Genomic DNA, 12,256 nt, shown 5'->3' with positions numbered 1-12,256 from the left:
ATTACGTTTGCAAAGTTACGACTATTTCTCGAATTTTCCAAGGCTTCGCTTGATTTTCTTCATAATTTGCCTTTTTGCCGGCTGCAATCCTGGAGAGAGAACCTCTTGTTCCAGCATATCCAATGCCATTCTTAACTCTTCGAGGAGTTCGGGATAGTACTTCATCTGCTCGTAGGCGAGCTTCATGCAGTAGCAGCGGATGGCGTAGGGCTGGGAACAGGCGGTAATCTTGGCGATGCAGAAATCGATGAAATCAGAACGGAGTGATTCTTCCTCGAATGGCTGACGGAGAAGGAGTTGGAGCATCAGGCGGCGCTTGGTCTCATTCTTCTCTACGAGAACTCGGTCTATTAAGTCATCGTGCTTGGCATAGAGCCACTCGTTGTTCTGCATGTCGAAATGAGTGAATACCCACAGGGCATTTGTGGATATTCGCTCGTCCTCATCAAATGTTAGTTGATAAAGATGAGCTTTTTTACGGTTATTACCATGGGTAAGAATACAAATCTCATAGATGTCATCCATGCAAAGTTTCTTATTCAGTTTCTTCCTCATGCTTCTATGGCTTATTTGATGATGAAACTCTTCTCTACCTTGTGTTTAACAAATTCTCTAGCTGCGAATAGTGGTACATTTTCCATCCATTTTTGGTCTTGGAAACCTCGCATGGAGAAACGGATACCTTTGAGATGATAGGAGGCAAAATCGTGAGTGATAAATGCTGCTAGTGATTTTGCCTTTACATTCTCCTCAGCCTTTACTTCTATTGGTAAGATTTCGCTGCCGGCTTGTACTATGAAATCAATTTCTTGGGTAGAGCTTGGCTTACTGTAATAATATATGGGTAAGTAAGGAAGAGATTTCAGCTGTTGAAGCACGAAATTCTCAGTAAACGCCCCCTTGTATTCGCTAAACACGTTGTTGCCAATGAGAATCTGGTCAGGTTGTGCCGTTGTGAGTGCTCCCAACAAACCTACATCAAGCACATATAATTTGAAAGCATCCATGTCTGCATAGAATTTTAATGGAGATTTGGCATCTCTTGTTCTTTCTACCTTATGGACGAGTCCTGCGTCAATGAGCCATTGTATTGCAATCTCGAAATCTTTAGCCCTAGCTCCTTTTCTTATTGCACCATAGATGAACTTCTTGTTCTCGCGAGCCAGTTGGGCTGGGATTGATTGCCATACCATTCTTACTCTTTGTGTCTGTTCTTCGGTGTGTTTGCTGATATCTGCCTCGTATGCATTCAAGATGTTTTGTTGAATTTGCCTTACTTGCATTGGGTTGTGATTTTGTGTAAATTCCAATACTGCTTCGGGCATACCTCCAACAAAGTAGTATCGTCGAAGGTATTCTATGAATTTTGGGGCGAGGCTGTTGATAAGTTCCTTATCTCCGCTTTGCAATAAATCCAAAAGTTGTTTCTCTCCATTGGCAAGTAGAAATTCCTCATAAGTCATGGGGTAGAGGTGCATGATGTCAACTTTACCGACAGGGAAGGATTCTCCTTTCATGTTCATGACACCAAGCAATGATCCTGCTACGATGATATGCAATTCTGGCTTGTCTTCACAGAAATATTTCAGCGAGGACAAAACAGGTGGAATCTCTTGTATCTCATCGAGAAATACAAGGGTCTTGCCAGGAGTGATGTCTTGGTGTGCATAAGCAGCAAGGCCGATGGAAAGTCTTTCTGCATTTGCGTCACCTTGAAAAAGTTGAGCAATGCTTTTGTTTTTGTAACAGTTGATGTAAACCATATTCTCAAATTCGTTGTCGCCAAACTCTTTGATGATATAGGTCTTGCCAACTTGTCTTGCTCCATACATGATGAGTGGCTTCCTGTTACTGGATAATTTCCAGTCTTTCAGATGGTTGTATATGAATCTTTTCATGTTTGCTACACTTTTGTGAGGGAATGATATTTGTGTCTGTACATTTTTGTGAGGGAATAATGCCTTATTACCAACACTTTTGTGAGGGAATATTGCTGCAAAGATACTGATTTGTAGCAGTTCCCCAAAGTGGACACAAAAAATGATTATTAATTATTTATATTTTTAAAAGTACACATATCTATCAAATTTCGTTCCTTTTCATTTGCAAAAGTAGACAATCTCATCCATATTTGCAAGTTTTTCTTTATAAAAGTGAACATTATTCTTTATTTTTCTCATTTCCAGCCATTTTCTTCCGTTCTGTGACGAACTTCGGTGTTGCATTAGCCTCTCGCTTCCCAAAAGTGTCCATTCTTGGAAGCTCCCCTTTATAAAACCTCTTCCTGTAATTATTTGGCGTATCATAGCCGATAGCATAACATGGTCTTTTCTCATTGTAATAATCCACGTATGCGTCCAAGGCCTCCTCGAACTCCTTTCTTGAATTACATGTCTCAATCTTGAAGTCTATGAACAATTCCTCTTTTATCCATCCGTTGAGGGATTCGTTCACAGGGTTGTCTGTAGGCTTTCCTGCCCTGGACATAGACCTCACAATCAACGTGTTCTTTATCAGCTCATTATAGGCGAGTGAAGCATACACGCTACCTTGGTCCGTATGAAGAACAGTTGGCTCATCTGTGCCCTTCAACAGGTTGATGACATCATTTAGCCCATCAATGTACTGGTCTCTATGTCCACGTCTCTCAGCCACATGCCACGTTAGGATTTCTTTCGTAAAGACATCGAAATACATGGTCAACTCAAAGAAGAACCAAGAGTATTTGATGACTGTCATGTCAGAGACGATAACTTGTCGAGGTCTGTCTACCGTGTCCCACGTGGAATAAATGAGGTTGGGGTACTTATCCTTTACTTTACGTGGTTTGTAATGTATCTTGTGTCTCGTTTGTGACTGAATACCAAGATATTGGAAGCATTTATAAGAGAAATTGTCGCTGATACTCAACTGTAAATTGATTCTTATGTACGCCGCCACCCACCTGTAGCCATGTGTAGGGTGTTCCGAGTGTATGTCCTCAACCACACCCACCATGAACTCACGATTGATCTCACGGGATGAAGGCTCTCTTCTAAGCCACTTGTAATACCCCGACCGACTTACTCCCATCATCTTGCAGATATCCTTGACAGGATACTCGTGCGATAGCATGTCCACTATTTTGAACTCTTCATTTTTAAACGAACATACTCCGTTTGCCCATCCTCGTTCTGCCTCACCAGATATTTTTTTTTGAGCCGTTCATTCTCAATACGCAAGCGTAGGATTTCTCGCTTATACCCCTCCTTGGTTTTGTCAATGCCCTCAGGAAGTATGTTCACAATCTCAGCATCAGCACGAGCCAACCCCTCTATGCCTGCTTCTTCATATTGCTTCAGCCACTTCTTAAAAGAAGTTTCCGAGACATTGTTTGCCCTGCAGAAATCACTGAGCTTAACTTTGGAGTTTCCCTTGAACTTACGAATCAAGAACTCCTTTTCCAATGGATTTAAATGCTTTGCCATAAAAAGTTTCCTTTCTGGTGAATACTTGACGATAAGATAACCGTGCTTCGGCAAGTTGTGTGCCCTTACGTTCGGGCTACGCCCTCTCTACAGGGCACACAACTCTATCTGCTTGCAAAGGTAATCATTTTCCATCAGTTTTCCACCTTTCTGTGTCTACTTTTTGAGGGGCAGCAATTTCTTTTGAAAAACCACAAAAAACGTCCTTAAAAATGTGTAAAACCACAAAAGGTCATCCTTAAAAGTGTGATATTTTACAACAAGTCGAACTAAAAAGTGCAAAAACAGCTGATATGCAAGTGCGCATACCAGCTGCTTTCTTAGTATGCTCGGCAGACCTGCTGACTGCAGTGAGCAGACCTGCTGACTAGGCTCAGCAGAGCTGATGAGCCTAGTGGCAACTTTCCAGAAGCAGTCTCCTTGAACTCCATATTCTATCTCTTTGAACCTGATCAGACGCCTTCTTTCACTTGCGCAGTCATATTCTTCAGCTTACGGAGCCGTATCCTTCGGTTAACTGAGCCGTATCCTTCAGCTTGCATAGTCATATCCTTCAAAATACTCAGTCGTCTCGTTTCGTTTACTCAGCCGTTTGCTTTAGCTCTTACAGGGCGCCTTGCTGGCTGCTATTATATTCTGGGTATTGCTCGGGACCAGGAACATTGGGTCCTTTTGTCTATTCTTGAACCGCATGCGAAGGTTCTGTATAATATAAACAAAAGAAGTCCGTGGACTTGCAGATTGTCCACGGACTTCTTGGAATATAATCTCAATGATTGGAATCTCTTACTTTCTGAAGTACTTTCCCACCACTGGCAGACTCTTTAATGGGAAATCCTTCTTCACGAGATAAGCGGCGAAGATGAGGATGAGCACCGTGTTGATGAGGCAGGCAATTCCACTGGAGAAGTATCTGTTAGCCTCGGTCATTCCTGCGAAGAGGATGAGGGCGAGAACCACATAAATCATAATCTCCTTCACCGGATAGTTGATAGGATACTTCTTCTGACCTACAAAGTAGGAGAGAAGCATCGCCGTTCCATATCCTGCAAAACCAGCCCAGGCACAGGCGATGTAACCATAGACTGGTACGAAGATAACGTTGATGGCTATCAATACCGCACAGCCGATGCCTGAAAAATAGGCTCCCCAGATGGTCTTGTCGATGAGCTTGTACCAGAAACTGAGGTTGAAATATACTCCCATCATGATTTCGGCAGCCATTACGATAGGCACTACCTTCAATCCATCCCAGTAGTCGCGACCGATGATGTGGCGCAATACGTCCAGATAGCCTACCACTACAAGGAAAGCCAAGAGGGTGAAGATGACGAAATATTTCATCGCCGAAGCGTAAGTCTGTCGGTTGTCCTTATCCTTCGCCTTGCCAAAAACGAATGGCTCGTAAGCATAGCGGAAAGCCTGGGTAATCATCGCCATGATCATCGCAATCTTGCTGGCTGCTCCGTAGATTCCGAGCTGCGCATGAGCATCGCCCTTCTCATAGATGTAAGGGAAGAGAATCTTGTCGGCTGTCTGGTTCAGAATACCGGCAATACCGAGCACGAGGATTGGCCAACTGTAGCCCATCATCTTCCTGACGAGCACCTTACATTCGCTCCAGGAGCATTTCTCGCCCATGAATCCTTCCTTCAGTTCCTTGTAGAAACAGAAGGTGATGGAGGCGGTACAAACCAGGTTGATGTAGAAAGCATAACCCACATCGTGACCATCCATGATGACGTAGTAAACCAGGTTGAGCGCAATGTTCAGACCGATGAAGAGCAACTTGAAGGCTGCAAACTTCAGCGGGCGCTTCTTGTATCTGAGATAAGCGAAAGGAATGCACTGGAAAGCATCAATAGCCACGGTTACGAACATGGTCCATACGTAAGCCGGATGGTCGGCGTAGCCCATCGCTTCGCTCAAAGGCGTGATGAAGAGGAATACCAGGGCGATGAAGAGTAGGGAAGTGAAGCCCACCATGCTCAATACCGTGTGATAAACCTTTTCAGAATTTTCGCCCTCCTTGTTGACAAAGCGGAAGAAGGTGGTCTCCATTCCGTAGGTCAGGATAACGAGGAGTAACGCCGTATAGGCGTACATGTTGGTGATGACACCATAACCACCACTGGCGGCACTGATCTTAGCCGTATAGAGTGGTACAAGCAGATAGTTGAGAAATCTGCCGATGATACTGCTCAAACCATAGATGGCGGTATCCTTTGCTAAACTTTTGAGGTTTGCCATATGTTTAAAAGTAAAAGGGTAAAAAGGTAAAAAGGTAAAAGAAAGCTTGATTCTCTGCCTTTTCGCTTTTTACTTTTGTTTATTGATTATTTTTTTGTTTCAATTTATTGATGATATTTACGAGAGTTCCTATGATTGTCTTAACATCATTGGATATTGATTCGTATTGTTCTGTTGTTATATAATTGCTTTCTTGAAGTAAATCCAGCCAATATTGAGTTTCACTTGCTTCTTTTAGGGAGATGCTAAGTTTGCTTATATAATCTGGTGTACTTTGAGCATAAGTGCTTTCTGCAATGTTTGCTCCAATGCTTGTACCACATCTGTATATTTGTTTAGACATAACGAATTCATGTTTCTCTTCTTTGAGGAAAACATAAAGTTTGATTATTCGTATGGCAAACTTTTTGCTTAACCTTAATTCCGCAACACTATAATTTAACTTTATTTATAAATTCCTGAGCAACAAAAAGTTACCCAGGATTTTGCCATGTCAGATTTTTCACTTATCTTAGTGTTGCAATTAGAAAACAAGCGTAAATCGTAACAAGACATGGCAAAGGTACAAATAAAATCCGAAAAACTCACACCTTTTGGAGGATTTTTTTCAATCATGGAGCAATTTGACTCCATGCTTTCACCTATTATCGACCAGACACTTGGTCAGAGATGCAGCAGTATCATCGGATATCAGTTCAGCGAGATAGTCCGTTCGCTGATGAGCGTTTATTTCTGTGGCGGCTCATGCGTGGAAGATGTAACGTCACAACTGATGCGCCATCTCTCGTATCATCCGACCTTGCGCACATGCAGCTCTGATACCATCCTCAGAGCCATCAAGGAACTGACACAGGAAAACATCTCCTATACTTCCGACCAAGGCAAGACCTATGATTTCAATACTGCAGACAAACTCAACACATTGCTTATAAACGCTTTGGTTTCTACAGGCGAGTTGAAGGAAATTGAGGAATACGATGTTGACTTTGACCATCAGTTCCTTGAAACGGAGAAGTATGATGCAAAACCGACCTACAAGAAGTTCCTCGGCTACAGGCCTGGCGTATATGTTATCGGTGACAAGATAGTCTATATCGAGAACAGCGATGGCAACACGAATGTGCGTTTTCATCAGGCAGACACCCATAAGAGATTCTTCGCTCTTCTGGAATCCCAGAACATCCGTGTAAATCGCTTCAGGGCAGACTGCGGTTCCTGCTCGGAGGAAATCGTCAGTGAGATAGAGAAGCATTGCAAACATTTCTACATCCGTGCCAACCGATGCAGTTCGCTCTACAATGACATCTTTGCTCTGAGAGGATGGAAGACGGAGGAGATTAACGGCATCCAGTTCGAACTCAATTCCATTCTCGTTGAGAAATGGGAAGGCAAGTGCTATCGTCTTGTCATCCAGAGACAAAGACGCAACAGTGGCGACCTTGACCTGTGGGAAGGCGAATACACTTACCGTTGTATTCTGACCAACGATTACAAGTCATCGACAAGGGACATTGTTGAATTCTACAATCTGCGTGGCGGCAAGGAACGTATCTTTGACGACATGAACAACGGATTCGGTTGGAGCAGGCTCCCCAAGTCGTTCATGGCGGAGAATACTGTCTTTCTTCTGTTTACTGCATTGATACACAATTTCTACAAGACCATCATGAGCAGGCTTGACACCAAGGCTTTTGGGCTCAAGAAAACGAGTCGCATAAAGGCTTTTGTCTTCAGATTCATCTCCGTACCTGCCAAGTGGATCATGACAGCAAGGCAATACGTGCTGAATATCTATACTGAGAACCGCGCTTATGCAAAACCCTTCAAAACTGGATTCGGATAAAATCCGTTCCTTATGGTTTTAATCTGCGTATTACCTCAAGTCGCATTGTGGGGGAAGGGGAAGGTGTGCAAAAATCGGACAAAATTCACGCTCATACTATCATGATGCATAGTGTTCAAGCTCTTTACTGCGATTGAGATTGCTTGCGGATTTGAGGCTTAATTCATAAATGACATTATTGCCCATATTTTCATTTTTTAGATGAATATATAATCTAAGTCTTTTTTACCTTTTTACCCTTTTACTTTTTTACCTTTAAAAGAAAAGGTATGCTATAGCGATTGCTGCGATGACTCCTGCCAAATCGGCGAGCAAGCCGCAAGCCACGGCGTGGCGGGTATTCCTGATGCTAACGCTTCCGAAATATACTGCCAATATATAGAAGGTGGTGTCGGTGGAACCCTGGAAGATGCAGCTCAATCTGCCCACAAACGAATCAGGACCATAGTTCTTCATCGCCTCCAGCATCATGCCTCGTGCACCACTTCCCGACAGCGGTTTCATGATGGCGGTAGGCAGGGCGCCTACGAAATCGGCGTTCAAGCCGCATTGTTCTACCGACCACGAAATGCCCTGTATCACCATGTCCATCGCTCCAGAAGCACGGAACACGCCGATGCCCACAAGGATAGCTACGAGATAAGGGATAATCTTCACCGCAGTAGTAAAACCTTCCTTCGCTCCCTCGATAAATGCATCATATACATTCACTTTCTTCCAGAAACCAGCCAGGATGAAGCAGAGGATGATGCCCAGGAGAATCATGTTAGAAGCCAAGGTGGTAACCGTGTTCATCGTATCCTTGTCCATCTGTCCGAATCCCCAGATGATGATGCCTACGAAGGCGCACATTCCCAACAGAGTAGCGAGCAATACCGGCTGCAGGATGTTGATGCGCTGCCAGAGCGAAGTGATGATGATTCCGGCAAGTGTAGCCACGAGCGTAGCCATCAGGATAGGGATGAAGACATCCGTAGGCTGGGCTGCTCCGTAGGAGGCACGGAAGGCGAGGATGGTGGTAGGGATGATGGTGAGTCCTGAGGTGTTCAGAACCAGGAACATAATCATCGGGTTCGTCGCCGTATCCTTCTTCGTGTTGAGCTCCTGCATCTGCTGCATCGCCTTCAATCCTGTAGGTGTTGCCGCATTATCGAGTCCCAGCATATTCGAAGCGATATTCATGAAGATGCTTCCCATCACCGGATGGTTCTTTGGAATATCGGGGAAGAGACGGGTGAAGACCGGGCTGAGTGCTCGTGCCAACACATTCACAACTCCCGCCTTCTCTCCAATCTTCATGATGCCAAGCCAGAGGGCGAGCACGCCCGTCAGTCCGAGAGAAATCTCGAAGGCATTCTTGGAAGAATCGAAGGTGGAATCTACAATCTTCTGGAAGATAGTTGTATCTCCCATTGCCAATCCGATGAGTGCGAAGATGAACGCAATCACGAAAAATGCTATCCAAATGTAATTTAAAACCATATTCTGTTTATGCTTTCTTAATCGTTGTTATTGCTAGTGGAATTCTTTGCGGATTGCTCTTTCAAATCGGAGAGCCACTTCACATAGTTGCTATCCGACATAATAGATTCGCTATTCACGAATTGGGGTATGCTATTCTTTTCTGCCATATCGTTTACTCTTCTGTTTTATTTGTTGCTTTTCCAAGCACGGGTGCAAAAGTACAATAAAAATTTCGCATAGCGTGGTTAAATACAGAAAAATCCCTCAGAGAGGGAGGATTTTGATGAATTTTATCCCTCAATGAGGATTTTTTGCAAAAAACTTTTGTTCTTTCAAACATTATTCGTATATTTGCCGATGATTCTGAGTAAGGATCACGACATAATGGAAAAGGCGCATACTTAGCGCTTTGTTCTTGACTTTCTGAAACTTCGCAAACTTCATGCACTGTCAATGAACATAGCAACGGTAGGTGCTCTCGGGATGTGTTAATTCACATCCCTTTACTGGTATGGCTTATTGCGTCAAAGCGATAGGTCTTATATCCGTATAGGGAAAAGTGTATACATATCGGCGTGGGCTTCGACGTTGCTCGTTCAACAGTGCAGGGCAATGCGAAGGCCTCAGAGAGTGGGACGAGTGACGGGTAAGTTCCCACGCTTTTTTATTTTGCCGAAACCGAAATCTTAACCCGCCAAGTCTCGGGAACACCTGGCAAAATGATAATATACCAATGAAACAGAACGATTTTTACTACTTTTGTTAAGCCGAAATCAAGAAATTTCGCTTATGAACCATTATGGACTTGATAGTTTCAAATAGAACCACTATCTTTGTCCTCGACATTTAATAACTTTAAAATAGAATAGCGTATGAAACATGTAAATGCTTATCCTTTTGTTGGTAAGGATTACGAGAAAGGATTCTTGAATAGTGGCAAGAAAGTGTTGTTGTTAGGACTAAGCCATTATAATGAAGAAAATGCTGGTGCTCCTTGTCACCATACATTTACTCAAGAAATTGTGGACGGTTTTGTAAGTGGTGAAGATGCCTCTTTCTATAGAGGCTATACTAGCCAAACAAAGGCTTTGTTGAACAGGGAAATATCTGTAGATGATAGAGAATGCGTTTGGAATCAACTTGCTTTTTACAATTTTATTCAGTTCAATATAGCAAGACCAGGTGTAAAGGATACTTCTGACGAGTTTAATAGCTCTGTTTCGGCATTCAAGGAAATTCTTGAAGAGTTGAAACCTGATGTTATCATAACTTGGGGTTATGGTCTCTTCAATAGACTTTATCCTCTTGGCGAGAAAGATGGTGAGAAACTGTTTCTGGCTAATGGTGATGAGGTTAATACTCGTTGGTTTAGCACTGGCGGCGAAGATAAGGCTCTTATGATTCGCCAGCGTCATCCTTCTCGTGGATATTCTTGGCGAGAATGGGCTAAGGTTTATCAAGATTTGTTTGACAAATAGAAATGTATGGATACAAAGCATAAACGTTGCCCCTATTGTGGGGAGGAAATCCTTGCCGTGGCAAAAAAATGTAGATATTGCGGTGAATGGCTTGATGCTGACACAGAAAAGTCTATGACTCAAAAAGTAGATAGTATAGAGCCTGAAGAGGCAAGCACCACAATTGATCGTGAGGAGAAAACATCTTTCTGGCGAAAGTCTTGGAAGGTGCTTTCTGCTATACTTGTGGTAATTCTGTTTGTTGGGATAAAAGTAGGACTGAAAGAAGGGGGCAGAGAGCTTGTGAAAGAAGCAGCAAAAGCACAAACTACAAAAGGTGATACTTTATCTGACGAAGCACAAGAAGTATATGCATTTAAAATGCTGAAAGAGGGTGATGACTATTTCTGGTATTTGACGGATGGAGGTGATAATGTGTACGTTTATGACGATGAAACATCATACGAGGATTTTGTCTTTCCTGCAATTGTATCAGGCGAGTTGAAAAGAAGATTGCTTCTGATAATGGAGATGAAGTATCCTAGTAAAACGTTTTGGCATTCTGCAGAGTGTGAACGTCATACCGTTGATGCTTTTAACCAATATGGAAGCTGCGTGATGGAACTTCCGATGAAAGAACGGAAGGAATTGGATGGCGTGGATATAACAGAAGTGATAAACAAAGCATATTACGATTGGAATCCTTTTCAGGTAAGAATCGTAGATAAGGGATATGGCTTCCAAACTTATTGCGTCAGAAAATCTCAAGAATGGGATGGACAAAGGTTCGTAAGATTTTCGCGAGGAGAAAATGATGGGATAAAGATGGAAATAAATAGTACTAATGTTTTTCTATAAAATAAGGAAAATTATGAAACATATTATTTTACTTATAGTAGCTTTGCTATGTATGGTTGGTAGCAATGCTCAAACGAGAAAGCCTCAAATGAGAAAAATGGGGCAAACGTCTCAAACGGTTAAGGGTAAGACCACTTCTATTGGTAAGAACAATAGAGGTGCAAGAAATAAAAAGTCGGTGGATTCAAATACTCTGTTTTGGCAAAGACTTATTGAGAATGCTGCAAAAGAATCAGAACGCGAACGATATGAAATGACCGACAGAGGACGAGTCTTGAAAAATGTGAAGGAAAAATTTAGTGCATGGAATGAGATAAGAGAATTCGAGAAGACTACAGCTTACGAACAACGTTTACAGCAATCTTCAAAGTTTGTGTTTGACTCCATTTGCTATGACGCAATTAAGGATAGAATGGGGAAAAATTGGAGCTTGGATTTGGAAAAGTATAATGCCGACAAAGAATATTTTCCTATTACATGTAATTTTAATGAAATAAGAGCTACCATATATGTATCTGTGCCTATAGCGGAAGCTCCACAATTTCAAGAGGATTTTAATGAGCATGGGGGATTTCAGACTGCAGAGCCACTACGTCGTTTTGGCAAGTTCGTTTATGTTCAGAATATGATTTGTCCGACCTCGATACTCGTAAATCGAAAGCCTTATTGGATTTGGCGTGGAGGCAATAGAGAAGGTTATTATGGTGAAATAAATGATGATTTCTTCATAGATGCAGATACAGCAAAGGTAACGTATAAAGATGCCAAGCCTTTGGTCGTAAAATTTAATGATTTGGGGATAAAAAACAAGTATCTTACAAATTATGTCTATGTCTTAAAAAAAAGAGGAACATGTCAAGTCGATTATGATGCCTATAGATGGCAATTCGGAATTGGTTGATACAGATAAAATTTAC

The 12,256-nt window shown here is 42.4% G+C and carries 11 protein-coding genes; 4 read left to right on the top strand and 7 right to left on the bottom strand.

The features are described 5' to 3' along the window. Window positions 1–21 precede the first annotated feature (21 nt). The 6 genes from ONT08_RS05415 to ONT08_RS05390 form a co-directional block, all read right to left on the bottom strand. Window positions 22–555 (bottom strand): hypothetical protein, encoded by a 534-nt coding sequence (locus ONT08_RS05415; RefSeq protein ID WP_264959417.1) that lies wholly within the window; start codon window positions 553–555, stop codon window positions 22–24. Window positions 556–566: 11 nt separating this feature from the next. Continuing rightward, complete coding sequence (locus ONT08_RS05410; protein WP_118417172.1) at window positions 567–1,898, bottom strand: ATP-binding protein; 1,332 nt, start codon at window positions 1,896–1,898, stop codon at window positions 567–569. Between the two features lie 262 nt (window positions 1,899–2,160). Then, on the bottom strand, window positions 2,161–3,114 hold the full coding sequence (locus tag ONT08_RS05405) for an IS3 family transposase (protein WP_264959416.1): 954 nt from the start codon (window positions 3,112–3,114) through the stop codon (window positions 2,161–2,163). 5 nt (window positions 3,115–3,119) lie between these two features. Next, window positions 3,120–3,467, bottom strand: a complete 348-nt coding sequence (locus tag ONT08_RS05400) for a helix-turn-helix domain-containing protein (protein WP_264959415.1) — start codon at window positions 3,465–3,467, stop codon at window positions 3,120–3,122. A gap of 786 nt (window positions 3,468–4,253) precedes the next feature. Then, window positions 4,254–5,717: a lipopolysaccharide biosynthesis protein gene (locus tag ONT08_RS05395; RefSeq protein ID WP_264959414.1), complete on the bottom strand. Its 1,464-nt coding sequence runs from the start codon at window positions 5,715–5,717 to the stop codon at window positions 4,254–4,256. Between the two features lie 79 nt (window positions 5,718–5,796). Next, complete coding sequence (locus tag ONT08_RS05390) at window positions 5,797–6,165, bottom strand: four helix bundle protein (protein ID WP_264959571.1); 369 nt, start codon at window positions 6,163–6,165, stop codon at window positions 5,797–5,799. A gap of 105 nt (window positions 6,166–6,270) precedes the next feature. Here ONT08_RS05390 and ONT08_RS05385 point away from each other — a divergent pair, with 105 nt between their 5' ends. After that, window positions 6,271–7,560, top strand: coding sequence for an IS1380-like element IS612 family transposase (locus ONT08_RS05385; RefSeq protein ID WP_264959413.1), 1,290 nt, complete (start codon window positions 6,271–6,273; stop codon window positions 7,558–7,560). Window positions 7,561–7,815: 255 nt separating this feature from the next. On the opposite strand, the gene ONT08_RS05380 is transcribed toward ONT08_RS05385, so the two are convergent. Further along, window positions 7,816–9,042: a nucleoside recognition domain-containing protein gene (locus ONT08_RS05380; RefSeq protein WP_200756657.1), complete on the bottom strand. Its 1,227-nt coding sequence runs from the start codon at window positions 9,040–9,042 to the stop codon at window positions 7,816–7,818. Between the two features lie 854 nt (window positions 9,043–9,896). Here ONT08_RS05380 and ONT08_RS05375 point away from each other — a divergent pair. Genes ONT08_RS05375 through ONT08_RS05365 form a run of 3 tightly spaced genes read left to right on the top strand, consistent with a single transcriptional unit; the run spans window position 9,897 to window position 12,240 of the window. Beyond that, window positions 9,897–10,502, top strand: a complete 606-nt coding sequence (locus tag ONT08_RS05375; protein WP_118139235.1) for a hypothetical protein — start codon at window positions 9,897–9,899, stop codon at window positions 10,500–10,502. Between the two features lie 6 nt (window positions 10,503–10,508). After that, window positions 10,509–11,339 carry a zinc ribbon domain-containing protein gene (locus tag ONT08_RS05370; RefSeq protein WP_119236476.1) on the top strand — a complete coding sequence of 277 codons (831 nt, stop codon included), beginning with the start codon at window positions 10,509–10,511 and terminating at the stop codon, window positions 11,337–11,339. Window positions 11,340–11,352: 13 nt separating this feature from the next. Beyond that, window positions 11,353–12,240 carry a hypothetical protein gene (locus ONT08_RS05365; RefSeq protein ID WP_264959412.1) on the top strand — a complete coding sequence of 296 codons (888 nt, stop codon included), beginning with the start codon at window positions 11,353–11,355 and terminating at the stop codon, window positions 12,238–12,240. Window positions 12,241–12,256: the final 16 nt, after the last annotated feature.

The sequence above is a fragment of the Segatella copri genome (assembly GCF_026015465.1).
GTDB lineage: Bacteria > Bacteroidota > Bacteroidia > Bacteroidales > Bacteroidaceae > Prevotella > Prevotella copri_E.
This window is presented reverse-complemented; position numbering and strand designations above follow the sequence as displayed.

What these genes read in the sequence shown, in the direction of transcription:
- ONT08_RS05415 (WP_264959417.1), bottom strand. Translation starts at nt 555, where the DNA reads ATGAGGAAGAAACTGAATAAGAAACTTTGCATGGATGACATCTATGAG.
- ONT08_RS05410 (WP_118417172.1), bottom strand. Translation starts at nt 1,898, where the DNA reads ATGAAAAGATTCATATACAACCATCTGAAAGACTGGAAATTATCCAGT.
- ONT08_RS05405 (WP_264959416.1), bottom strand. Translation starts at nt 3,114, where the DNA reads ATGCTATCGCACGAGTATCCTGTCAAGGATATCTGCAAGATGATGGGA.
- ONT08_RS05400 (WP_264959415.1), bottom strand. Translation starts at nt 3,467, where the DNA reads ATGGCAAAGCATTTAAATCCATTGGAAAAGGAGTTCTTGATTCGTAAG.
- ONT08_RS05395 (WP_264959414.1), bottom strand. Translation starts at nt 5,717, where the DNA reads ATGGCAAACCTCAAAAGTTTAGCAAAGGATACCGCCATCTATGGTTTG.
- ONT08_RS05385 (WP_264959413.1), top strand. Translation starts at nt 6,271, where the DNA reads ATGGCAAAGGTACAAATAAAATCCGAAAAACTCACACCTTTTGGAGGA.
- ONT08_RS05380 (WP_200756657.1), bottom strand. Translation starts at nt 9,042, where the DNA reads ATGGTTTTAAATTACATTTGGATAGCATTTTTCGTGATTGCGTTCATC.
- ONT08_RS05375 (WP_118139235.1), top strand. Translation starts at nt 9,897, where the DNA reads ATGAAACATGTAAATGCTTATCCTTTTGTTGGTAAGGATTACGAGAAA.
- ONT08_RS05370 (WP_119236476.1), top strand. Translation starts at nt 10,509, where the DNA reads ATGGATACAAAGCATAAACGTTGCCCCTATTGTGGGGAGGAAATCCTT.
- ONT08_RS05365 (WP_264959412.1), top strand. Translation starts at nt 11,353, where the DNA reads ATGAAACATATTATTTTACTTATAGTAGCTTTGCTATGTATGGTTGGT.